General features: G+C 61.3%; 18 protein-coding genes. 10 read left to right on the forward strand and 8 right to left on the reverse strand.

Going from position 1 to position 23,086, the window contains the following annotated elements; genetic code table 11:
• The coding region (locus KVT38_RS00005; protein ID WP_217591626.1) for a transposase at nucleotides 1–258 on the reverse strand (258 nt) is incomplete at its 3' end.
• A gap of 346 nt (nucleotides 259–604) precedes the next feature.
• Here KVT38_RS00005 and KVT38_RS00010 point away from each other — a divergent pair.
• The 6 genes from KVT38_RS00010 (at nucleotide 605) to KVT38_RS00035 (ending at nucleotide 7,848) form a co-directional block, all read left to right on the forward strand.
• Entirely contained in the window at nucleotides 605–1,687 is a 1,083-nt protein-coding gene (locus KVT38_RS00010; RefSeq protein WP_254638859.1) for a lactonase family protein, read from the forward strand.
• A 91-nt stretch (nucleotides 1,688–1,778) separates the two neighbouring features.
• Nucleotides 1,779–4,121: an ATP-dependent helicase gene (locus KVT38_RS00015; RefSeq protein WP_217591627.1), complete on the forward strand. Its 2,343-nt coding sequence runs from the start codon at nucleotides 1,779–1,781 to the stop codon at nucleotides 4,119–4,121.
• Between the two features lie 111 nt (nucleotides 4,122–4,232).
• The gene (locus KVT38_RS00020) at nucleotides 4,233–4,733 is read left to right on the forward strand and encodes a hypothetical protein (protein WP_217591628.1); all 501 of its coding nucleotides are present in this window, start codon (nucleotides 4,233–4,235) and stop codon (nucleotides 4,731–4,733) included.
• A gap of 207 nt (nucleotides 4,734–4,940) precedes the next feature.
• Nucleotides 4,941–5,816 (forward strand): ROK family protein, encoded by an 876-nt coding sequence (locus tag KVT38_RS00025; protein ID WP_217591629.1) that lies wholly within the window; start codon nucleotides 4,941–4,943, stop codon nucleotides 5,814–5,816.
• Nucleotides 5,817–5,829: 13 nt separating this feature from the next.
• Complete coding sequence (locus tag KVT38_RS00030) at nucleotides 5,830–6,759, forward strand: hypothetical protein (protein ID WP_217591630.1); 930 nt, start codon at nucleotides 5,830–5,832, stop codon at nucleotides 6,757–6,759.
• A gap of 39 nt (nucleotides 6,760–6,798) precedes the next feature.
• Nucleotides 6,799–7,848: a lactonase family protein gene (locus KVT38_RS00035; protein WP_217591631.1), complete on the forward strand. Its 1,050-nt coding sequence runs from the start codon at nucleotides 6,799–6,801 to the stop codon at nucleotides 7,846–7,848.
• Nucleotides 7,849–7,989: 141 nt separating this feature from the next.
• On the opposite strand, the gene KVT38_RS00040 is transcribed toward KVT38_RS00035, so the two are convergent.
• Nucleotides 7,990–11,610, reverse strand: a complete 3,621-nt coding sequence (locus KVT38_RS00040) for a glycoside hydrolase family 44 protein (RefSeq protein WP_254638869.1) — start codon at nucleotides 11,608–11,610, stop codon at nucleotides 7,990–7,992.
• A 254-nt stretch (nucleotides 11,611–11,864) separates the two neighbouring features.
• Here KVT38_RS00040 and KVT38_RS00045 point away from each other — a divergent pair, with 254 nt between their 5' ends.
• The gene (locus tag KVT38_RS00045) at nucleotides 11,865–12,527 is read left to right on the forward strand and encodes a response regulator transcription factor (RefSeq protein WP_217591633.1); all 663 of its coding nucleotides are present in this window, start codon (nucleotides 11,865–11,867) and stop codon (nucleotides 12,525–12,527) included.
• A 34-nt stretch (nucleotides 12,528–12,561) separates the two neighbouring features.
• Nucleotides 12,562–15,825 (forward strand): ATP-binding protein, encoded by a 3,264-nt coding sequence (locus KVT38_RS00050; RefSeq protein WP_217591634.1) that lies wholly within the window; start codon nucleotides 12,562–12,564, stop codon nucleotides 15,823–15,825.
• A 171-nt stretch (nucleotides 15,826–15,996) separates the two neighbouring features.
• On the opposite strand, the gene KVT38_RS00055 is transcribed toward KVT38_RS00050, so the two are convergent.
• The 3 genes from KVT38_RS00055 to KVT38_RS00065 all read right to left on the reverse strand — a co-directional run bounded on the left by KVT38_RS00055 (nucleotide 15,997) and on the right by KVT38_RS00065 (nucleotide 18,243).
• Nucleotides 15,997–16,941, reverse strand: a complete 945-nt coding sequence (locus tag KVT38_RS00055) for an IS1595 family transposase (RefSeq protein ID WP_217591635.1) — start codon at nucleotides 16,939–16,941, stop codon at nucleotides 15,997–15,999.
• Nucleotides 16,942–17,214: 273 nt separating this feature from the next.
• A complete protein-coding gene (locus KVT38_RS00060; protein ID WP_217591636.1) occupies nucleotides 17,215–17,802 on the reverse strand; it encodes a hypothetical protein in 588 nt (195 codons plus the stop codon).
• 105 nt (nucleotides 17,803–17,907) lie between these two features.
• Nucleotides 17,908–18,243, reverse strand: a complete 336-nt coding sequence (locus KVT38_RS00065) for a L,D-transpeptidase (protein WP_217591637.1) — start codon at nucleotides 18,241–18,243, stop codon at nucleotides 17,908–17,910.
• Between the two features lie 168 nt (nucleotides 18,244–18,411).
• Here KVT38_RS00065 and KVT38_RS00070 point away from each other — a divergent pair, with 168 nt between their 5' ends.
• Nucleotides 18,412–19,434: a DUF7309 domain-containing protein gene (locus tag KVT38_RS00070; RefSeq protein WP_217591638.1), complete on the forward strand. Its 1,023-nt coding sequence runs from the start codon at nucleotides 18,412–18,414 to the stop codon at nucleotides 19,432–19,434.
• A 53-nt stretch (nucleotides 19,435–19,487) separates the two neighbouring features.
• On the opposite strand, the gene KVT38_RS00075 is transcribed toward KVT38_RS00070, so the two are convergent.
• Nucleotides 19,488–19,721, reverse strand: coding sequence for a hypothetical protein (locus KVT38_RS00075; RefSeq protein WP_217591639.1), 234 nt, complete (start codon nucleotides 19,719–19,721; stop codon nucleotides 19,488–19,490).
• Between the two features lie 92 nt (nucleotides 19,722–19,813).
• Nucleotides 19,814–21,319, reverse strand: a complete 1,506-nt coding sequence (locus KVT38_RS00080) for an FAD-dependent oxidoreductase (protein ID WP_217591640.1) — start codon at nucleotides 21,317–21,319, stop codon at nucleotides 19,814–19,816.
• Nucleotides 21,320–21,437: 118 nt separating this feature from the next.
• Between KVT38_RS00080 and KVT38_RS00085 the strand changes: the two genes are divergently transcribed.
• Nucleotides 21,438–22,361, forward strand: a complete 924-nt coding sequence (locus KVT38_RS00085; protein WP_217591641.1) for a S66 peptidase family protein — start codon at nucleotides 21,438–21,440, stop codon at nucleotides 22,359–22,361.
• Nucleotides 22,362–22,404: 43 nt separating this feature from the next.
• Here the strand turns inward: KVT38_RS00085 and KVT38_RS00090 are convergent, their stop codons facing one another.
• The gene (locus KVT38_RS00090; protein ID WP_217591642.1) at nucleotides 22,405–22,944 is read right to left on the reverse strand and encodes a hypothetical protein; all 540 of its coding nucleotides are present in this window, start codon (nucleotides 22,942–22,944) and stop codon (nucleotides 22,405–22,407) included.
• Nucleotides 22,945–23,086: the final 142 nt, after the last annotated feature.

Consider the following 23,086-nt stretch of genomic DNA (forward strand, 5'->3'; position numbering starts at 1 on the left):
GAGTTCTTTTTCGCCAAGCGATTTCACGGCACGGTCATAGCGCTGCTCGACTTCCTGTAACCGGCGGATTTCCTGCAGATGCTCGTCTGCGGCGGGAATGTCCTCCGGCGGAATCGAGTCGCGATGCTCGCGAATCCATGTGCGAATGGTTTCGGGGTGAATGTCATACATACGAGCGAGCACCCCCACCTTAACGCCAGCTAACGCTTCCTTTACAATCCGAATGCGTACTTCCTCTTTCCACTTCTTACCGCCCATCCCGATCATCTCCCTTATCCCTATTTTAATAAATTGTAGGGAGGGACTCCAATCCGATTAGGGGGCCTTAGAGAAAGTGCAGGATTTTTACCGGAAACACACGGAATCTCGCTTAGAGAAGCCAGCTACTGCGCACTTTTGCACGATAGACCGCAAAAATCCACTATACTCGCCGTGGATGATGCACTTTTGCACGATAGCATTTACTCTCATCCGGAAACAACGAGGCAATCTTCATTTCCGATAAAGTCTCGCGTTTCTCTTCTCTGCGTGCGTTCGCCCGCGAATCGTGATAAAATGCAGGCCAAAGCGCGACTCGATTCGCAACATTTGGAGGTGCCTTGCCTTGACGGCGACACGAACATTTGCCTTTATCGGTTCCTATGCGGACGCGGACGGACCGGGCCTGTACGCCTGCGCTTACGACGAGCGCACCGGCGCGCTGACACTGCTCGACCAAGCAGACGGATTGCAAAATCCGACGTTTCTTGCCGTAAACGAAGAGAGCCGCACGATCTACTCGCTCACGGAAATGAAAGACGAGGAAGGCACACGCCGCGGCGCGGCCGCGACGTATCGTTTCGCGCCTGACGAAGGACGGCTGCACAAATTAAACGAGGCGCAGACTATCCCCGCGACCGCTTGCCATATCGCGCTCGACCGGACGAACCGCCTCGTCATGACGGCGAGCTACCACGGCGGCCTGTTCGGCGTGTCCGGCGTCCGGGACGACGGCGGCATCGGCGCGACGCTCGAGCTCCACCGGCACGAAGGAACGAGCGCGCTGCCCGTCCAGAGCCAGGCGCGGGTTCACTCGGTTATCGTCGACCGCGACAACCGCTTCGCCGCCGTGTCCGATCTCGGACTGGACAAGGTGTTCTTGTACAAGCTGGATCCCGCGAACCGCAGCCTCACCCGCCACAGCGAGACGAGCATAGCGCCGGGCTCGGGGCCTCGACATTTCGTTTTCCATCCGCAGCTTCCTTTCGGCTACGGGATCAACGAGTTGAACAGCACGCTGACGGTGTATGCCTACGACGCCGAGGCCGGCAAGCTTGAGGTCGTGCAGACGATCTCTACGCTGCCCGACTCTTTCGAAGGCGACAACGCCTGCGCGGACATCCACCTGTCCCCGGACGGCAAGTTCCTGTACGGCTCCAACCGCGGCCACGACAGCCTCGTCGTCTGCCGCATCGACCCGGAGAGCGGGCTGCTCGAGCCGGTCGAATACGCGCCGACGCTCGGCGGGCATCCGCGCAACTTCGCGGTGTCCCCGGACGGCCGGTTCGTGCTCGTCGCCAACCGGGACGGCAACCACGTCGTGACGTTCAGCCGCGACGCCGACACAGGCAAGCTGCTGCCTACTGGCAGCGAGCTGCGCGTGCCGAAGCCGGTGTGCGTCCGCTTCGCGGCGTTCGGCGGCGAATAATCGTTTCATAGGCACGATCCCAGATACCGGCAAACTTTGATTTTACGATCAGACGTTCTGGTTTCCTGCCCTTCATGTTATAATCGAAACTATGAATACGACGACGAACCACGAACGATTTTTCGAACGCAAACGGCGGGAAGCCGGCGTACAGCTGAACGAAGTCCAGAAGCAGGCGGTCCTTCATACCGAGGGGCCGCTTCTTCTGCTGGCGTCGCCCGGTTCGGGCAAGACGACGACGCTAATGATGCGGACGGGGTACTTGATCGCGGAAAAAGGGGTCAACCCGGCGCGAATCAAGGCGGTGACGTTCAGTCGGGCTTCGGCGCGGGACATGTCGGAGCGGTTCGCCGCGTTGTTTCCCGAGCTCGCCGGCGTCAAAGTCGGATTTTCTACGATCCACAGCTTCGCGTTCGAAGTCGTGCGCGCGTACTATCGGGCGCGGGGCGAGGCGTACCAGCTTATCGAGGGCGAGATCGAGCAGGAGGAAGAGGACGAGCTGCGGGCGGCGGACCTGCCTGTACTGCACAAGAAGCCGATCCTGCGCCAGCTCTACCGGACGATGACGGGCGGCGGCAGTCTGACCGAGGATCAGATGGAAGATTTGACGACCTATATCAGCTACATCAAAAATAAAATGCTGCCCGAGGACCGCTGGAGCGAGGCGAAATGCGAGCTGAAGGACGCGGACAAGCTGCTGCGCGCCTACGAGCGCTACAAGCGCGAGGGGACCGACCGGCTGCTGCTGGATTTTGACGACATGCTCACGATCTGCCACCTCGCGCTGTCCGAGGATCCGCGGCTGCTGCGCCGCTACCAGCAAAGATACGACTACCTGATGACCGACGAGAGCCAGGACACCTCGCTCGTCCAGTTCGGCATCGTCGGCCTGCTGGCCGCCTCGCACGGCAACCTGTGCGTCGTCGCCGACGACGACCAGAGCATCTACGGCTGGCGCGGTGCGGAGCCCGGCTATTTGCTCGACTTCAAGTCGCATTATCCGGCGGCCGAGGTGCTCAAGATGGAGCGCAACTACCGGTCGGCGCCCGAGATCGTCGAGACGGCGGCGCGCTTCATCCGGCGCAACAAAAACAGGTACGACAAGGCGATGTACACGAAAAATCCGTCCGGCGGCCGCGTCTCCCTGCGTTTGCTCGCCGACTACAAGGCGCAGGCGAAATACTTGACGGCGGCGCTAACGGATCGGGGCGCGGACCGGACGACCGCCGTGCTGTACCGCAACCATACGTCCGCCCTCGTCCTCGTCAACGCGCTCGACCGCGCCGGCATTCCGTTTAACCTGAAGGACGGGGACAAGCGCTTCTTTTCGCATTGGGTGGTCGAGGATGTGCTGAACTTCATGCGGATGGCGTACACGGACCGGCGGCCCGAGCTGCTTGAGAAGATCTATCCGAAGCTCGCCGGCTACATCACGCGGGAGCAGATGAGCGCGCTGCTGCGCATCGGCGGCGGTTCGGTGTCCGTGTTCGACACGCTGATCGAGCGGGTGCCGCTCAAGGAATACCAGGTGAAGCAGTTGCGGGAAAACAAAGATACGTTCGGGCGGATGCAAGCGATGAACGCGCGCCAGGCGATCCGCACGATCCGCTACAATCTCGGCTACGAGCGGGCGATCGAGCGGCTGTGCGAGCGGTTCGGCTTCCGGCAGGAGATGCTGCTCGGCGTGCTCAACACGCTCGAGGACATCGCCGACGGCCTGGAGACGATGACGGACTTCGCCGAGCGGCTCAAGTACCTCGAGTCGCTGCTGCGCAGCGCCAAGTCCCGCAGCCGCGATCCGGAGGCGGTGACGCTGTCGACGTTTCATAGCGCGAAGGGGCTCGAGTTCGACCGCGTGTACATGATCGACCTCGCGGAGGGGGTCATTCCTTCGAACGATGACATCAAAAAGTACGATAAAGGCGACGCCGCCGACATGGAGGAGGCCGTGCGCCTGTTCTACGTCGGCATGACACGCGCGAAGCGGCAGCTGGAGCTTGTGGCGTACCAGAAAAAGGACGGCGCGGCGGTCAAAGAGTCGCGTTTCATGACGGCGGTGCGCAGCTTCGGTGCGGCCGGAGGCGAACGAGCAGGCGGGCGAGCCGCTGCCGATCCGACAGGGCAGGCGGGACGCGCCGGAAGTGCGGACGCTTCGCGGGGAGCGCCAAGGCGTGCCGGCCCCGCCGCCGCAGGCCTGCTCGCGCAGACGCAGACGCCGGCGGCGACGGTCTGGCAGGGCGAGCTGCCCGCGTATATGAAGCCGGGGGCGCGCGTATCGCATCGGACGTTCGGCCCCGGGATCGTGCTGTCGGCGGACGCGGAGGCGATCCGCGTGTCGTTCGCCGAGGGGGACAAGAAGCTGCTCACGCAGGTGTGTATGGAAATGGGTCTTTTGAAGCCGGCCAAGCAGCGGTCACATGACGCGCTGCGATGACGGGCGTGACCGGAGTCACGCGATTCGGTGACCGTCCGGACAACAAGGGTGACTGATGGCGGCCGCGGATTGGGCTATGATAGGGGAAGCAGACGAGAAGGAGGACCTCGCGTGTCCCGCTATTCGATCAAACCCCTATCCGAGAGACTGGGCCTCAGGCCCTACCAACGCCTCTATTTTGAAGGCGCGCCCCTTATTTACCTGAATTCGCTCGGCCCGTCGCCTGTGGGCATTCGGTTTCTGAATGCGCCGGAAGGTCCGATCGACTTTATACATTTGTTCGTGACGTCGCTGGACGACCTGGAACGGCGCGTGCCGTTGCTGGCCAAGCATCTGTCGCCGCGAGGCATGCTCTGGGTGTCCTGGCCGAAGGGCCGCGGGCAGCCGCATACCGATATCGACGAAGAGGCTGTGGCAAATATCGGTCTCGCATGCGGCCTCTCCGGCGTCAAGGACTGCGAGATCGACGAGAGATGGACGGGGCGCAAGTTCGTGTTTCCGAAAAAGGGGCGTCCCAGGTCGACGGGGTTTGCGGGCGCTCCGCATACGCCGGCGGCCGATATGCCCGGTCATCGGACAGAGAGAGAGCTTGTGTCCGCCGGAGCGCGATGAGGCGATTGCGGCTCGTTTTGCCGCCCGGTCAGCCGTTCGTTTTGTCAGTCGTTCGACGGACGAGAGAGCCCTTGCTGGGGCTCTTTTTGCGTTTGCGAGGACGTACGATCCGCGATTCGCGAAGGGAAATGCCTTGCTTCGTTGTGCTGAACGTTCGGTTCGGAGTAAAATGAACCTATCGCAAATACATAGGAGGAACCACTTTTCATGCGTATTGGGGCAATCGAAGCGGGCGGCACCAAGTTCGTCTGCGGCATCGGCAACGAGAACGGAACGATCGAAGAGCGGGTAAGCTTCCCGACGGAGCACCCGGAGAAGACGCTTGCACAAGTATTCGAATACTTCAAGGACAAGGCGGTAGCGTCGATCGGCATCGGCTCCTTCGGTCCGATCAACATCGACGAGACGAGTCCCGCGTACGGCTACGTGACGACGACGCCGAAGCCGGGCTGGTCCGGCTATCCATTCCTTCCGGCCATGAAGCAGCGCTTCGACGTGCCGATGGGCTGGGATACGGACGTCAATGCGGCTGCGCTGGGCGAGGCGACCTGGGGCGCGGCGGCCGGACTCGACAGCTGCATTTACTACACGATCGGTACGGGCGTCGGCGTCGGCGTTTATGCCGAGGGCAAGCTGGTGCACGGGCTCGTGCACCCCGAAGGCGGCCACGTGCTCGTGCGGCGCCATCCGGACGACGAGTACCAGGGCTTCTGCCCGTATCACGGCGATTGTCTCGAGGGGCTCGCGGCGGGTCCTGCGCTTCAAGGCCGGTGGAAGGTGCCTGGCAGCGAGCTGCCGCCGGATCATCCGGCTTGGGCGATGGAGGCTTACTACATCGGGCAAGCCGTGGCGAACGCGGTGCTCATGCTGTCGCCGAAGCGCGTCATTCTCGGCGGCGGCGTCATGCATCAGCCGCAGCTGTTCCCGCTCGTACGCGCCGAGGTGCTCAAGGCGCTGAACGGCTACGTAAGCTCCGACGCGCTGGCGGCGGGCATCGACGGCTACATCGTGCCGCCGGGTCTCGGCGACAACGCCGGTTTGACCGGCGCGCTGGCGCTCGGACTGCGGGCGCTGGGCCGCTAAGGGCCGGCGGGTCGTGGACACGCCGCCCCGGCCGAGCGGAGCGCAGCAGACGCCCGGGACGGGCGCTGCGCCCTCTGGCGCGAAGACAGCCGCGACGCCTGCGTCCGAGCGTCCCGAAGGAAGGGGCGGCAGGCGCATCCTGCGGGTCGGTTTCGTGCTGCTGGCGTTTGCGGCCGCGCTGGGCTTGCTCGCCTTCCTCATGCTGCGTACAGGCGACGGCAGATCCGGCTTGCAAGCGAAGCCCATCCCGAAGCCGCCCTCGCATTACGATTATGGCACGGCTGCGGCCGCCAGCGGCATGACGCTTCACTATTTGAAGACAGACCCCGCCAACGTGACGCTCACGGTCGTTCGCGACAATGTCGCGATCGCGCCCTACTACGGAATCAACGGCGGGTTCTTCTACGACAGCGCGCTGCTCAGCATGGCGATCGTCGACGGCGTGCCCGTCGCCGGAGACGGCAGCGCGTCCGGCGGGTTCGGCTCGGGCGCGGAAAACGTCAAGTACGCCCGGGGAACGCTGGTGTGGGACCGCGTATCGGAGCGGCTCAGCGTTCAGGTCGCGAGCAAGGCGGCAGATCTCGACGTGACGGACACGTCGAGCTACTGGGCGCAGGGCGGGATCTCGATGGGGCTCGGCCGCGATGCGTCCTGGTATGACCAGGCGGTCGCCGAGCATGCGCCGTTCATGGACGAGCCCAGACTGCGATCGGGGGCGGTCTACGACAAAGAGGGAAGCCTGTACCTCGTCGTCAGCACAACCCGGGGGACACTGGCCGATTTTCGTGCAGCGATCCTGGAGGTGCTAGGCGGGCAAGGCCTTCCCGCGCTCGCGGACGGCATCTTCCTCGACGGCGACGGCTCCTCGCAGCTTCGCAGCCGCGAGGCTTCCTTGAAGGGAGACCTGCGCCCCGTCGTCCAGATGATGTCGCTGCTCAAGTGATTCGTATCCATTCATTCGCATCGATCATAGGAGGTTCATATGCCGCAATCCTACGCACCGCTGTTCGTCGGATCGTACCAATCGGCGGACCAGCAAGGCATTCATATCCTTCAGTTGGACGCCGAGTCCGGCACGCTGTCGAAGCTCGGCGGCGTCGCGGGCATCGACAATCCGTCTTTCCTGGCCTACCATGCAGAGACCGGCGTGCTGTACGCGGTCAGCGAGACCGATCCGGACGGCGCGGTCGTCGCCTATGCTTACAATGCGGCCGCGCATACGCTGACCGAGATCAATCGGCAGCCCTCGCAGGGCGGCGCGCCATGCCACCTGGCGGTCGACCCTTCGGGCGCCTGGCTCACGCTTGTCAATTATACGGGCGGCAACATCAGCCTGTACCCGATCGGCGAAGGGGGGGCGCTGGGCGAGCCGGTTCAGTCGGTCGCCCACGAAGGCGGCAGCATCAACGCCGAACGTCAGGAAGGCCCGCATCCGCATTCGATCTATGCGGTGCCCGGCACGTCGTATTACTTGGCCTGCGATCTCGGGACGGACAAGATCTACACCTACCGCCTGGACGCAGCCGCCGGCCGTCTCGTGGCCGTGCGCGAGACGAACGTGACCCCGGGCTCGGGCCCGCGGCATCTGGCGCTTCATCCGACCTTGCCTTTTGTCTACCTCATCGACGAATTGATGAGCCGGATCGTGGCGTTTAGGCTGAATGCCGACGAAGGATCGCTCGAGCCGCTGCAGACCGTATCTACCCTTCCCGAAGAATACGGCGGGGAGAGCTATTGCGCGGAGGTGGCGGTATCGGCCGACGGCCGGTACGTGTACGGCTCCAACCGCGGCCATGACAGCATCGTGTCTTTCCGCGTCGGCGAAGACGGCGGCCTGTCGCTGATTGGGCACACGCCGAGCGGCGGGCATTTTCCGCGCCACTTCCTGGCGCTGCCGGACGGCCGCTGGCTGCTCGCCGCCAACCAGAACGGCGACAACATCGTCGTCATGCGCGTCGACGAGGACGGTTTCCCGCAGCATGCGGGCAGCGAGTACGAGATGACGAAGCCGGTATGCGTGCGATTGGGCTGACACGCGCGCGATAGACCAAGCAAACGGAAAAAGGATGCGCAAAAAGGACGGTCCGGCAGGCGATTGGCGCCTGCGAGACCGTCCTTTTGTTTGCTCGTCAAATGGCTTTGAAGCGGTTCGAGCTCGCCGCTATGCGCCCTCTTACCGCGCCACGACGGCCAGCGTCGCGGAGCGCGCCGCAAGGCGCAAGGTCAGCTTGCCGTCCTCGCCGACCGTCTTCGCGCCAGCCGCGGACAGCCGCGTGGCTGCGTCGAAGCGATACAGCTCGGCGGAGCCGGAGCCAGAGCCTTCGCCGAGTCCGACATTGACTTCGCGGGTGACGGTGTCCTTGTTGAACAGCAGCACGTACAGCTTGCCGTCCGAGCCGTCGATCGCATAGGAACCGACCGCGTCAGGCAGACTCGATACGGCGCGCACCGAATCGCCGCGAATTTGCGAGCCGTTGCCGTCGTAGTCGAGGTACAGCTTGAACGCGTCCTCGAGCGGCGAGCCTGCCGGCAGCGTGCCGAAACGGGTGGCAAGGTCGAGTCCCTCGCGCCCGAAGATCGCGAGCGCCTCCGCCTGCGCGATGCCGGAGCTGATGCCGTTGCCGTTGCCGAAATTGTACTCGGTGAGCGCAAGCTTCGTGCCCGGCAGCCTGCTGTCGATGATTTCCTTCATGCGCGGGATCAGCCGGATCGGCTCCTGAATCCACGAGTCGTCCACATAATCCGGATCGTACAGCGCCTTCAGACCCTGGAACCGGCGCTTGACCGTACCCGGCCCTTCGTCGGCATCCGGCACACCGGCCGATTGCGAATAATAATGGATGTCCAGGTAGTCGACGAGTCGCTGCCCATTATGTTCGGCGGCATAGTCGGCGACCTGTTGGAGGTACCATTCCAGGAAAGGCGTATTGCCGTGCGCCGCGCGGTCCGGCCCTTCGGCGCACACGTCGGCGGACGAGTAGAAGTAGGCGCACCAGCCCCAGGAGGTCGGTCCGAACACTTTGGCCGAAGGATCCTTGGCCTTGATCGCGGCGCCGTACTTTTCCGTGAAATTCCAGATCTCGTCGTAGGTCGGCGCCGCCGGATGGACGTCGCGATGCGTCGAATTCCAGATTTCCGGCTCGTTGTCGAGCGCGTAGTAGTTGACATTGTTGCCGGTGTCCTTCAGATGCTGCATCCAGTCGTTGACGAATGTCGGTCCGATCGGCTTGGAGGTGTCCGTCGGATCGTTGCCGGCGACGAACGAACCGTCCTCGCGTACGCCGTTGCCGGCGTCCTTGACGTCTTGTGCGACGCTTTGCTGGTCGCCGTATTTCTGTACGGAGAAACCGTAGCGGATCTCGCGGTCCTTCGGCGTCCAGCCGATCGTCGGGACGGTCAGCAGCACCTTTCCGCCTTGCGCGTTCACGCCGGAGATGAGCTGATCCGTGACGGAGCTGCCCGGCTTCTCGCGCGGGTCGTTTTCATACGGATAGTTGATGAAGTACCAGTCGTTCGCGCGGTTGGCGACGTTAAGCTGCCAGTTGTAGCGCGTCGTGTTGTTGCCGCCCCAGCGTTGAACGGGGAATTGCAGCGTCGACTGCGTCGGGTGCATATCGTCGTAGTTGATGCCGTAAATTTCAGGATTGATCGGCTTGCGGTCCGCGGACGGATCGACGTCGACGCTCAGCTGCGGCAGCTGCGGTTCGGGCAGCTCGCCCGCGTGCAGGTTGCGCAGCAGCGATACGTCGTCGATATACACGACGGCTTGGTCGCGATCGGTAGCGGCTTGGAAAATAAGGCCGTCGAAGCTGCCTGCGGACAAGCCGAGGTCGGCCATGCTGACCGTCACTTCGGTCCATTGGCCGGCAGGCAATCCGCCTTCGGGCAGGTAGTCGTTCAGGTCGACCGCGCCGATGCCGGCGTCGCCGTCGTACGCATGGATGAGCAGCTGCTGCCCGCCGGTCGCACCGCCGTAAATCCAGAAGCGCAGGCCGTAATACTGCTCGATGTCGAACTTGCCGTCGTGCGACAGCCATACGCCGTCCCAGCCGCTCGGATTGAACTTGATCGACTTGGCGCCGCCGTGTACCTGCTCGGTATTGGCCAAGTCCTTGTCGTGCCAGCTGTAGTTGCGGAAGCCGTCGGCCAGCGTATCGCCGTAGACCGGCTCGGCGGCCACTTCCGTCACTTGCACGTAAGCTTCGGTCGAGAACGTCTTGTACGTCGCCGTCACTTTCGCAATTCCTGGCGTCAAGCCCTTGATGGCGCCGCCGTCCAGCTGCAAGACGTCGGGGCGGTCCACCGTCCAGGTCACGCCTTCGGTCAACGTTTTCGTGTCGCCGCCGGCATAAAAGGCTTCAGCCGCGAGCGCATTGCTTTCGCCGGGAAGCATCACCGTGCGCGGCTTGTCGATGCGGAGCTCTGCGATCTGCGCCGAAGCGACGAACTTCTTGAGCAGCGCGATATCGTCGAGATAAGCTGCCGGCTGAACGCCGTCCGTCGCGCCTTGCAGCAGGATGCCGTCGAAGATGGCGCCCGGCAGATGCAGGTCCGTCAGATTGACCGTGACCTCGCTCCACGTTCCGGCGGCGATGCCGCCCGGCACGAGCGCGTCCAGATCCAGCTCCGCCACCGGCGTGCCGCCCTGCGTCAGCTTCAGGCTGAACTGCTGGCCGCCGGAATCGCCGCCGTTCACCCACAGGCGCAGCCTATCGTAGGTTCTGGCATTGACCGGGACGCCGCTGTACAGGTACAGTCCCTTGTCGCCGTCCGGCTCCAGCCGGATCGAGGACTGTCCGGTGCGGACGGTATCCGTCTCCGCCAGATCGTGCGCGATGCCGCTGTAGTCGGCGAAGGCCCCGCTCAGCGCGTCGGCATAGACGTAGTCGCCGTCGATCTCTTCGATCGGGCCGGCAGGCGTGCCTTCAACGACGGTTACGTCGATCTGCGCTTCAAAGCCCTCGTAAGAGGCGCGAAGCGTCGTCGTTCCGGGACGCAGCCCGGAGACGAGGCCGTTCGCTACCGTAGCGATGGAAGCGTCGTCGGTCGACCACGCGACACCGGACGTTACCGGCGCGGACGAGCCGTCCGCACGCACGGCGTTCAGTCCGGCAGGGCGAAGGCCGCCCTCGCGGAGCGTCAACATGTTTTGCGAGAAGACGATGCCGGTCACCGCAGCTTGGCCCGGATCCTCCTCGCCGGGACCGCCGCCCGGCTCCTCGCCCGTTCCAGCGCCTTCGCCCTCGAAGCGCATGTCGTCCAGGTAGAAGGGCTCCTGCTCGCCGGCTCCCCAGATCCAGATGCCGTCGATGATGCCGCGAACGCCGTAGTCCGCCAGCTTCAACGATACTTTTTTCCATGCGCCGCCGGGAACGCCGTCCGGCAGCAGCGTCGTAGACGGGATCTCGGCGACCGCCTGTCCGCCCAGCGAGAATATGAGCTTAAACGCCTGTCCGCCGGCCGCGCCGCCGTTCGCCCAGAAGCTGAACCGGCCGTATTCGTCCGCGTTCATGATCCGGTCCTTGTAAAAGTAAAGCGCCTGCCCCTCGTCCGCGTTCAACTCAATGGCGCGCGTTCCCGAGTGCACGGTGCCTGTTGCTGCGAGATTGGCTTGCGCCCAGCCGTAATTGGAAAATTCCGCCGACAGCGAATCGTCGTAAACGGTCAATAGGCGCTCCGTATCCCCGTAAGATTTGGCCGGTCCGACCGCCAGCTGCCCCAGCAGCACGGCGAAAGCCAGGACGGCCGTCAGCGGCTTGCGCCAGGGCAGCTTTTTCCTGTATGTCGTTTCCATCGTCAATGCTTTTCCTCCCCGAATCTCTTGATCGATCCATACCAGCTTAATGAAGGCGGCCGTAATCCCGCCAGTGACGGACTGTCACGACAATCGGTCATCGCCGTCATATGACATGGACCATTAGGCCTATGACGCGCGCGCGGCAGTCATATATCGGTCACTGCTTTGTCCGCAGCCCTATTCGCTCGCCGGAGCGTCTGCTAGAATCAGGGGAGAAACGGGGAGCGTACCCGGAGAACGGGGGCATACAAATGGTCCGAATCGTCATCGCGGACGATCAACGGCTGATGCGCGAGGGCCTGCAGACGATCCTGCAGCTGGAGGACGACATGGAGGTCGTCTGCACGGCGGAGAACGGAAAAGAAGCCTACGAAGCAGCGGGCATCCATCGGCCGCATATCGTGTTGATGGACATCAAAATGCCGATCATGGACGGCATAGAGTCAATGAAGTTGATCAAGCGGGATTATCCCAAGACGGTCGTGCTCATCCTCACGACGTTCGCGGAAGACAAATATATCGTAGGCGCGATGGCCGGGGGCGCGGACGGCTTCCTGCTGAAGGACATCGCCGCCGAACGCGTCGTCCAGACGGTGCGGGAAGCGATGGAGGGCGAGCTGATGCTTCCTCCCGCGATCGCGGCCAAGCTTGCCTCCAGGATTACGGCGAACGATTCGTACGACTTCGACGAAGCCAAGCTGCTAGAGCTGGGACTCTACTTTACGGAGCGGGAGCGCAAAATCATCCTGCTGCTGATCGAAGGCTACTCGAACAAGCAGATCGCGGTCACGCTGTTTATGAGCGAGGGCACGGTGCGGAATTACGTTAGCGTCATCTACGGCAAGATCGGCACCAACGACCGGCGCGCGGCCGTCGGGATCATGAAGGAGTTGCTGCAAAGTGAATACCGTTAAGGCGCCTCTTCCTTTTTTGTGGAGAAGTTTGGTTTTGATCGCCATATGCCTGATGACGGTGCTGCTGCCGGCGAGCCTCAAAGGGCCGCACGGCCAGGCCGGCGGCGAGTATTTAATCACTTACCTCGGCAAGTGGAAGGTGCTATGGGGCGAGCGGAAAGGGGACAGTTCCGACCGTTGGCTGCCGTTTGACGACAAGGCAAAGGAACGGCTGAAAACGTATCGAGGCGTATTTTGGCTGGTAAAAGAGATGCCCAAGCTCGAGACTGCCGACCCCAATCTGCTTCTGATGTATGGCAAGTCTTTTGAAGTGTATGAGAACGACAAGCTCCTGCTTCGGTACAATATGGACAATCCCGATCCGTATCTGAATCCTTATTTGACCTATCAAGTCGTCAAGCTGACGCCCGGCAGCCAGCCTCGCGAATTGGCGCTTAAAATGGTCTGGGATCGACATGCGATGCCGCAAAACTGGAACGTTATCGGAAATCGTTATTTGATAGACCGTCTTACTGTGCAAAACGATTGGGTGCCCGCCGTATTCTCAATCATATTCGCGGGCGCTTCCGCCGCGGCATTTATGATATTCGTCAGAAGACGGCAGGAGAGACTGTATCTTTGGTTCGCGTTGATTACAGGCTGCGCGGGCATCGGTTTTTTTTCCATGATTGTGTCCACGCACCTGTTTTTGGACTTGCCCGTCGCTCATCTTCAATATTTCCGCGATCTTTTATTTCCGTTCGCGATGTTCGGACTGGTCGGCTTTATCGGCAATGTGCTACATGGCCGTTACCGGAGATTTTACCGATGGATGGGAGCGGCGGTATTGGGGTATACGGCCGTCGCCGCCGTGTCTTCGCTCGTTTCTCCTTATTTTTATAGCAAGCTGACCTTGGAATGGGCCATCCTCCCGTTTTCAGTTGTTTTTCTTCTGATGAGTTACACGGTACTGCGAAGCAGAGCCTCGCTCGTGCTGCGGAGCAACGCGGAATTCAAGTGGCTGCTGCTCGGCTACGGCGTTCTTATATTTGGCGCTTGCTTGCATTTGATCAATATTTCGGCCGATACCTTATTCGGAATCGATCTGGAACGCATGATGCCGATGTGGACGTTTCTACTCGTTCTGTACGGTCTTCAGCTTAGCCTGCTGATCTTCGCAGGCTGCCTGGGGATGATCGTCCTCGGCCGCTTTTCGGAAGTCTATCGGACCTTGCAGCACAATGCGGCGGAACTGGAGACGGCGAACCGGGAACTGGGGACCTTGTCGAGATTAAAGGATGATTTTCTGAGCCATACCTCCCACGAATTGCGTACGCCGCTGCACGGCATCGCAGGCTTGGCGGATGCGTTGATGGACGGTGCTGCAGGTCCGGTGGGCGGCGAGATGCAGCGTAACTTGCAGCTCATCCGGACCAGCGCGGATCGACTGCTGAACCTGGTCAACGATATTCTGGACATGGACCGGCTTAGACACGGGGATATCAAATTAAAGCTGGCGGAAGTCGATGCGCTGGGAGCGTGCGAGACTGTTGCGGCTGCGCTCGCCCCGCTCGCGAAACGCAAAGGGCTGGAGCTTTTGGTGGAGAGGCCCGATATCGAAACGGACAGCAAGCGGCTGACCGTCATCGCAGATTCGGCCAGGCTCGAGCAAATCTTGTACAATCTGATCGGAAACGCGATACGATACACCGAATCGGGGCAGGTCCTGGTGTCCGCTGTGCGTGAAGGGGCGGGCATCCGAATCGTCGTAGCTGACAGTGGCTCGGGCATTTCGTCGGAGCGTCTGGAGATGCTGTTCGAGCCGTTCGGGGCCGCAGCATCGGATTATGGGGGCGGAATGGGGCTCGGCCTCCCAATCACCAACCGTCTGGTCCGGCTGCATGGCGGGGAGCTCACGATCCATTCGAAGCTTGGTAAAGGGACGACGGCTTCGTTCAAGCTGCCATCTGCATCAGGACGAGAGGCGACAGCGGAGACCGGCTTCGACGACACCGGTCCGCGAAGCGATGATGACGCTGGCGGAGAAGTCGCCGCGGCAATCGGAAGAAACGATACGATCAAGGCCGATGATGACGGATTTCAGGAGGAACCGGTGTTCCCGGTGCTGCCATCGGACCTGGGGAGCTACGGGAAGCTGAGTGCGGGAGAATGGCCGGTGAGTTCCAGGGCGGGCGAAGAGCGCCGTCCATTGATCCTGATCGCGGACGATCAACCGGTTAATCTGGAGGTACTGAGGCATTATCTGCGTCGAAGCGGCTATCGGCTCATCGAGGCGGCAAATGGTGCGGAAGCAGCTGCCTGGCTGGAACATAACGGGAAGCCGGACTTGATGCTGCTGGACGTCATGATGCCTGGCAAGACCGGCTACGAAGTATGCCGTCTCGCGCGCGAGCGGTGGTCGGCCAGCGAGCTGCCGATCATCCTGCTGTCCGCGCAGAACCGGTTGGACCGGCTGACGCTCGGCTTCGATTCAGGCGCGAACGATTATCTGACCAAGCCGTTCTCTCAAGGCGAACTGCTCGCTAGAGTGGATATTCAGCTCAAGCTGGCGCAATTCCATCTGTCGCTCGAGGAGCTCGTGCGCAGGCGGACCGAGGAGCTTGAAGAAGCGAACCGCCACCTGGCCGGATCGGTCAAGGAGACGGCCGAGGCGTTGGCGGAAGTGTCGGTGCTCGAAGAGCGCAGCCGGATCGCGCACGACATGCACGATCTGGTCGGGCATTCTTTAACGGCGGCGATCGTGCAGATTGAAGCGGCCAAGAAACTTTCGGGCCGCGATCTGCCTCGTTCCGTAGAGCGAATGAACGCAGCCGGCGAGATGATTCGCAAAGGCTTGAACGACGTGAGGCGAACAGTGAGGATGCTGAAGGACGACGAGGCGGGGTTCGATCTGCAGGAAGCGCTGAGGGAGCTGATTCGGGACAGCACGAGCCAGGCGGACGTTTTGTTCGAATATCGGCCCGACCCGCTGCCGTCGATGGGGGCACTCGCACAGAAGGTCGTGTACCACGCCTTGATGGAAGGCATTACAAACGGTTTGCGTCATGGCCGGTGCGGTCGTTTCCGGTTTATTCTAGCGGAGGAGGGTAACTGGGTGAGATTCGAGCTCGCCAGCGACGGCCAGCCTTATGGTGCCTCGAAGCCAGGCTTCGGGCTCAGCGCCATGATGGAGCGCGTCCACCTGCTTGGCGGCACAGTGACGATCGGAGAGGCCGAGCCTGGCGTCGGCTGCAGGCTGGTCATCATGCTGCCGCTGGAGAAAACCGGCGGCGCAAGGAGACCGGATTTACCCGCGTAAGTTTTGTACGGAGTGTATTCCAGAAATTGGATTATCCTATCCAAAGAACAACCGCTTCTTCCCGTTTTAACAGTATCCCCTTCGCTCAGGAAAGGTACGAAGGTGGGCGCGTGTAGATAAACCGACTTGATCATGGAAGATAGATGCGTGGGAACGTGTAGAAAAAACAGGTTATCCGGTATATCGCTGGCGGCGCGCCGGGCGTCTGTACGCCCAAGGGATCGGTCTGATGCCGGAGCGAGTGCCGACCAGTCGACGATAGGTTATAGTCTCGGTTGTGCCACAGCAGGAGATAAGCTCAGCCAGCATGTCGTTGCGACGAAGGAGACGGCGGAAGCAGAATTCGTTCAGGTAGGCCTGCAGATGCTTGGGGCCGATCCCGCCGAATGTCCATGTCAGCCAGCGTACAGCCTCGCGCCAGGCGACATGCAGCGCGGTCTGGCCGCGGTGGCCGCGCTCGAGCCGTTCCGCACGTTCGTGCGCCGCCCCGTGGGCGACATGCTTCTGTACAAAACGTTCCACTGTCTCCTCGCTGTCCGCGCTATGCCTGGTCGCATCATCGCTTTCGGGCCCGTCGCCCGCTTTCATTTTCAGATAAACGATATCTCCTGCGCCATTGACAGAGGCACCGACTACGATCGGCTGCGGTTTGAGCGCTTCCTGCATCAGGAGACTGCCGAGATAGCGATGGTACTCATAACCGTAATATTCGTCCAGCAGCTGCAGATCGCCGTCGAGCGGCCGTTCGAGATCCCGTACGCCGATGGCATGGCGGAGCTTATGGTTCATGAGCCAAGCTGTCTTATAGGTAACGCCGATCAGCTCTGCGAGCCGCCGGGCGCTGATTCCTAGCTGCATCAAAAACATTGCCTGAAACCACTTCATCAAGGGCGTGCGCGAGCCTTCAAGCACCGTACCCGCCGTAAGCGAGGTCTGATGCGCGCAGGAACGGCACTCCAACAGGGGGCGCTGGCGGGTCGTTATTTGGTAATATTGCGAATGCCCGCAGCGGGGGCAACGGAAGCCGGTCGGCCACTTGGCGGCAAACAGGGCATGCTCGCAATCTTCTTGGCTGAAGTCGGGCAAGACATCCTGAATCGGGTAGCGGCTGGGCATTGCAATCCCTCCGTTAAGAACGTTTGTTCCCATTTTAACAGAATGTGGATGGAAATGCGACAACTTTTTTTGAGAAAATAGAGGATATTGGCGGCGCTGTGCGGGACTGAGGGGGCGGGTGCAGCATTCAACATGTTCCTGATCGAAGGGGATATTGTTAAAACGGACGGAGATACATAGTGTATAGGCGAAGGGTTGTATAATTATGGAATCTGGGAAAGTAAAAAGGCGGGTCGGTTGCCAATTGAACCGTCCCGCCCGTCCTGTCTCCGTTCATTGCGCTGGCGTCGGCGTGGGCACGCGCTCTGCCGCTGCGACGTCCGTCTCGGTTGAATCCGTTTGGACGCTCGTCTCCGTCGTATCGACCGCCGGGGGAGCCCCGACGACGCTTGCAGCGGTGCCGTGGAGGATGACCGGACGACTGAGCTCCGCCCGAAGCTCCTCCAGCTGACTCAGCTCTCGCCGGAGACGCTGCAGTTCGGATTCCCGCTGTCGGATCTGGTGTACGACGCCCTTGATGCGTTCCTCCAGCTCGCGGATATCCTCGGATTCGACGATTGCGGCCTCGAGGTCGCAGCCGAACTGATCCGCCGCCCACAGATCCGCAGCGATGCGCCCTTCCGCCAGGTAGCGTTCCTTGTACAGCTCGAATATCGCGTTAATGGCTCGGCGGCTGTCCCATCCGAGGATCCGTACGCCGCTCTTGGCATGTTCGGCAGCCATCGCCAAGTGGAATTCCTTCAGCGGCCCCCGCGCGGCCTCCGCTTTGTCGAGAAGCGCCGCAAAAGCGGGATAAATCAATCTGAACAATTCGGCCGCTTCCTGAAGATCGAGCTCTTCCGTGCCGGCAGCTTCCGTCATGTCATCCCAACCTTTATACTCGAATTCTTCCTATCCTACCAAAGAACGGGCTCGGATTCGAGTTTCTCAGGAAAAGTTAATCTGCACAGGGCTGCCGGCCGAAAATTAAGGGCGAATCGACACCCGCGTGCCGATCGGAACGATGTGCGATAGCGCTACGACATCTTCATTGTACATACGGATGCAGCCGTGCGATACGTAATGGCCGATCGATGCGGGATCGTTGGTGCCGTGAATGCCGTAATGCGGAGCGGACAGTCCCATCCAGAACGCGCCGAACGGCCCGCCGGGATGCGCTTGCTTGTTGATGATGCGGAACTCGCCTGTCGGTGTCTGCGTCACCATCCGGCCGATGCCGACCGGGTAGCCATTCACGACCGTATCGTCTTGCAGCAAATAAAGCATACGATCCGACAAATCGACGATGATGCGATAGGCCATGCGGATCCCTCCCGTTCTATGGCCAGCTTATGCGCAAAAAGGAACTGCGTTCGCTTATATAACGCCTAACGCCGCCTGCGAATTGAGAGACGGTCCGAGATTCATTACAATAGAAGCAGAAATGCACTCGCTGTCAACGGATGCGAGACGAGACTGGGAGGCGTGATGATGAGCACAGCTCCGACGGCGCAGCAATGGAAGGAACTGTACCTGGCTGCGGAAAGATACAAAGAAGCGGCCATTTGGAGATGGATGACGAACGGCCATCTATTCGGGGTAAGGGATCCGGCGTCGGGCGAGATCGGCTATTGCTGCGTGTTCGGCAACGGCGGCGAGATGTTCGGGCTTGCGGTGTATATGGGCACAGAGGGGCTGCGGACGATCGTGGACATGCTCGCGGGCGAACTGGACGAGGATCCGATGTTCAGCCAGCGCTGCCTGCTGTTCTCGCTGGACGACAGAGCGGAGCTCGATCCGTCGGAGCACAAGCGAATCAAGCAGCTCGGACTTAGCTATCGCGGCAAAAAGAGCTGGCCGACGTTCCGGCTGCACGAGCCGGGCTACATGCCCTGGCCGGAGCTGACGGCGGCGCAGGTCGTCTATTTTGCGCAGGCGCTGGAGCAGGCGGTGCAAGTCGGGCAGGCGTACCAGACCAATCCTGACGGACTGATCGACGACGAGAGAGACATATTCTTGGTACGGGAGATCCGCCCTTCGGAAGAAGGCGGTCATGTTTGGCATGACGCTTGGCAAGCGCCCGAGTCGCCGTCGGAGGCAGAGCGGCCTGCGGCTGCCATGCCGCTGGACGAGCTTCGGATCGTCAAGGCGTTCAAGGGAGTCAGAACGAGAGGCGGCGTCTGGGAAGCCGACAGCTTCTATGTGGCGATGCCGATCCAGGAGGGCGAACGGCCTTTCTACCCGAAGATGACGCTCATCGTGGATCAATCGACGGGCCAGATTCTGAAGTTCGCGCTGAGCAAAGGCGTCGAAGCGGCAGCCGCCGCCGCAGAAAACCTGCTGAAGCTGGTCGAAGAGCAGCGGATGCTTCCGCATGAACTTTGGGTTGGCAGCGAGGCGGCAGGCGATGCGCTGCTGCCGCTCGCCGAGGCGCTGAAGCTGGAGCTGCTGTGGTCTCCCGAACTGCCCGCGTTGTCCGAGGCGCGGGCGGCGATGGAGCAGCGATTCAGTTAAAGGCATGGCAGAACAAGGCCGTCCCCCGTGAATCGGAAGACGGCCTTGTTCTGCTATTCGGGGAACTTGCGCTCGGACGACGAGTCATCTTTGCTGTCCGGCTTGTTGGCTTCGTCACGGTTCTCGATGCCGAGGTCCTCGACCGGGATCGCGTCGACGTTGCGCTCGCTCAGGAAGCTGTCGAACAGACTCTCCTTGTCCGTCGGATACTGCTCGGGATGATCGCGCTCGCCTTGTTGGCCGGCACCCGGTTTATCCAGATCCGGCGGCCGCTCGAATTCGTTCATCGGGATCTCCTCCTTTGCGTATGCGGACTTTTCCCCTTCGTCAAGGCAGTTGAAACAAACGGAGCTCGCCGTCGTCGACAGGCTGCTTAGAGTTATAGCCGCTCCAACGGCTTTTTCGCCGGGCCGTGCATGACTTCTCCGTCGAAGGTGAACCGCGAACCATGGCACGGGCAGTCCCATGTGCGGTCGCCCGCGTTCCACTCCGTCTCGCAGCCCATATGCGTGCAGGTCGTGTCGACGACGTGCAGCTTGCCTTCGTGATCGCGATAAGCGCCGCAGCGTCGGCCGTGAATGCGGACGGCTGCACCCTCGTCGAGTCCGAGTTCCTCTGGATCCTTTTTTAACCACTCCAGTTTGCCTTTGACGAAGTGGTAGGCGACATCGGCCGTCTCCTTCGCAAGCGTCCCGATGTCCGGATCCGCCTGGAAACGCGACGGGCCGAACAGCTCCGCGTACGGATTGTCCCGTCCGATCAGGAGATCGGATAAGAGTCGGCCCGCGACCGCGCTCGTCGTCATGCCCCATTTACGGTAACCGGTCGCGACGAGCAAATTCGGGGTTCCCTCCCGGGCAAGGCCGATGTAGGGCATCTTGTCGAGCGTCACGAGATCGTGCGTCGACCAGCGATACCGGATCTCTTCAACACCGAAGGTGTCTTCGGCGAATCGCTTGAGCGCCTCGTAGTGCGCGATCGTGCACTCGCCTTGCCCCGTCTTGTGCGACTCGCCGCCGATCAGAAGCAGCTTCTCGCCGCCGTAAGTGACCTCGCGCACCGAGCGCTTCGGCTCATTGGCCGTAATGTACATCCCGCCCGGGTAGTCGTAAGGCGACTTGATGGCGATGACATACGAGCTCTCGGCATGCAGCCGCGCGAAATAAAAACCGTTGTCGAAAAACGGAAAGTGCGAGCAGGCGGCAACAGCTTCGCAGGTCACCGTATAGCCGTCTTTCGTCGTGACCTTGGCCGGATCGCCGTCGTGGAATTTGTCCATCGTCGTCTCTTCGAAAATCTCGCCGCCGAGGCGCACGATCTCGCTGGCGAGAAAGGCTGCATACGGCGTCGGATGGAACCGGGCCTGCCGCTGCATGGACAGCGCCGCCGTCGCGCCGAACGGCAGCGTCAATGTATCGTAGCGTTCACCCGGGATGCCGAGCCTTTGATAGGCCGCATATTCCTTATCGAGTTTGTGCAGCCCTTCCTCGCGCGTCGCGTAGACGACGGCGTCTTCGTCGACGAAGTCGCACGCAATGCCATGCTCGGCGACCAGGCCGCGCATAAATTCAAGCGCGCCGGCATTGGCTTCGTAGTACAGCCTTGCCTTGTCCTCGCCGAAGTGCGAGATCAATTCATCGTAGATCAGATCGTGCTGGGCGGTGATCTTGGCTGTCGTATAGCCGGTCGTGCCGCCAAGCAGTCGGCCCGCCGTCAGCAGCGCGACACGGCGGCCCTCCTTGGCAAGCAGATAGGCGGTCGTAAGACCGGTGAGGCCGCCGCCAACAACGGCGAACTCGGTCTCAAGATCGCTCGTCAGCTTCGGAAAGGCGGGGAGTTCCGCCGTCCGGCGCCAATAGGATTCGGGATATTCGGGCAACTGCATGGCGATTTCCTCCTCGAATGGAACGTTTTATCCTCATCATTCCTTTTTAACCGCAAAATGATACGATGCCCCAACGCTCCCGCACATAAGCTGGTAGAAGGAGAGGGGGAGGATACGGATGGCTATACGTCCGAAGGCGCTGGTGAAGGGAGATACGGTAGGTATCGTCACGCTCGGAAGCCCGCTCGCGCGGGAGACGATCGACGCGGGCATCGCGTATTTGCGGCAAATGGGCCTGAACGTCATCGTCGGACGCCATGTTTACGACGCGGACGGCTATCTGGCGGGAACGGACGAAGAGCGGGCGAGGGACCTAATGGCGATGTTCGCGGACGATCGGGTCAGGCTGATCCTGCCGTCGCGCGGCGGCGTCGGGGTGGAGGGCATTCTCCCGTATCTGGACTTCGAATTCATTCAGCGCCATCCCAAGATTGTGTCCGGCTATAGCGATATCACGGTCTTGCTCAACGCGCTTGCTCAGCTCGCGGATCTTGTTACGCTGCACAGCTTGCTGCTGATCGATTTCAAGCCTGCAACGCCGGCGTACAACTTCGAGCAGTTTTTCGCCGCCACTTCGTCACTCGTCGTCCCGCGTCCCATCGCAAATCCGCCCGGCATGCCCATCCAGCCGCTCGTGCCCGGCGTCGTTACGGGGCCGCTCGCGGGCGGAAATCTCACGTCGTTGACCGGCTCGCTCGGCACGCCGTATGAGATCGATACGCGCGGCAAAATATTGCTGCTCGAGGAGACGCACGAGCCCGTGAACACCGTCTACCGCTACGTCGAGCAGCTGAAGCTCGCGGGCAAGCTCGATGCTTGCGCAGGCATCGTCATGGGCGGCTGTTACGAATGTCCGGACGCCTACGGCCGGACCTACGCGGACCTTGTCCGCGAAGTGCTCGTGCCGTTGGGCAAACCGCTGATCGCCGGCTTCGCAAGCGGGCACGATCTCTACAAAGCGGCCGTGCCGATCGGTGCCCAGGCGCGGCTGGACGCAGGGGGCGGGACGCTGACGCTGCTGGAGCCTGCCGTGTCGGTGTAAATGGAAAAGAGCCGGCTCCTGAGGAGTCGGCTCTTGCGTAGGGTCACGGTATGAACTGCTGCACGATGCGTACGACCTTGCCGTCGACCACCGTGACGTAATACGGAAAGTTCCCCATCAGCTCCTGATTGTCTCCGCTGAACAGCGAGCGAAGCTTCGCAACGCTGATCGGCTCGTTTTCCACGATATCCGCATCGTCCCAGCTGCCCGAACGATTGTAGATCTGCATGAGCACCTGCGCGTCGGCCGCGACCGGCAGCGTGTACGTCTTCTTCTCCTCGTTGAGGATGTAATAGCCGTCCGGCGCCTGATCCATGCCGGCATCCGGCTCCTGCTGGCGGAATACCCGGTCGGCCTCCTCGCCTTGCAGAAATTGAATGTAGTCGACGGTCAAATAAGTGACGCCGCCCATCGACGTGATCTTGCTGATATAAGCGGGATAAGAAGGGGCTGAAGCATAGTTGACCGCCTCGACGCCATTCTCCTTCGCGACGGCGGTCTCCTGCTTGTCGCTCACGCCCGACACGCTCAGCGGGATCAGGCAGATCCCCAACAATAAGACGCACAGCAGCAGTTTGCGCATCGGCTCAGCCCCTCTCTCCGGTTAAAAACATGGTGTTATGTATCAATAATATTTAGACAATTAGAAGACGTTTTAAACAGGCGTTTTGTTGCCGGAGAAAGGGGGAGGAAGGACTTAATTTTGGGCTGATATTTTCGAGGAA

Origin of the sequence: Cohnella sp. GbtcB17, assembly GCF_019091135.1 — a bacterium.
Classification (GTDB): domain Bacteria; phylum Bacillota; class Bacilli; order Paenibacillales; family Paenibacillaceae; genus Cohnella.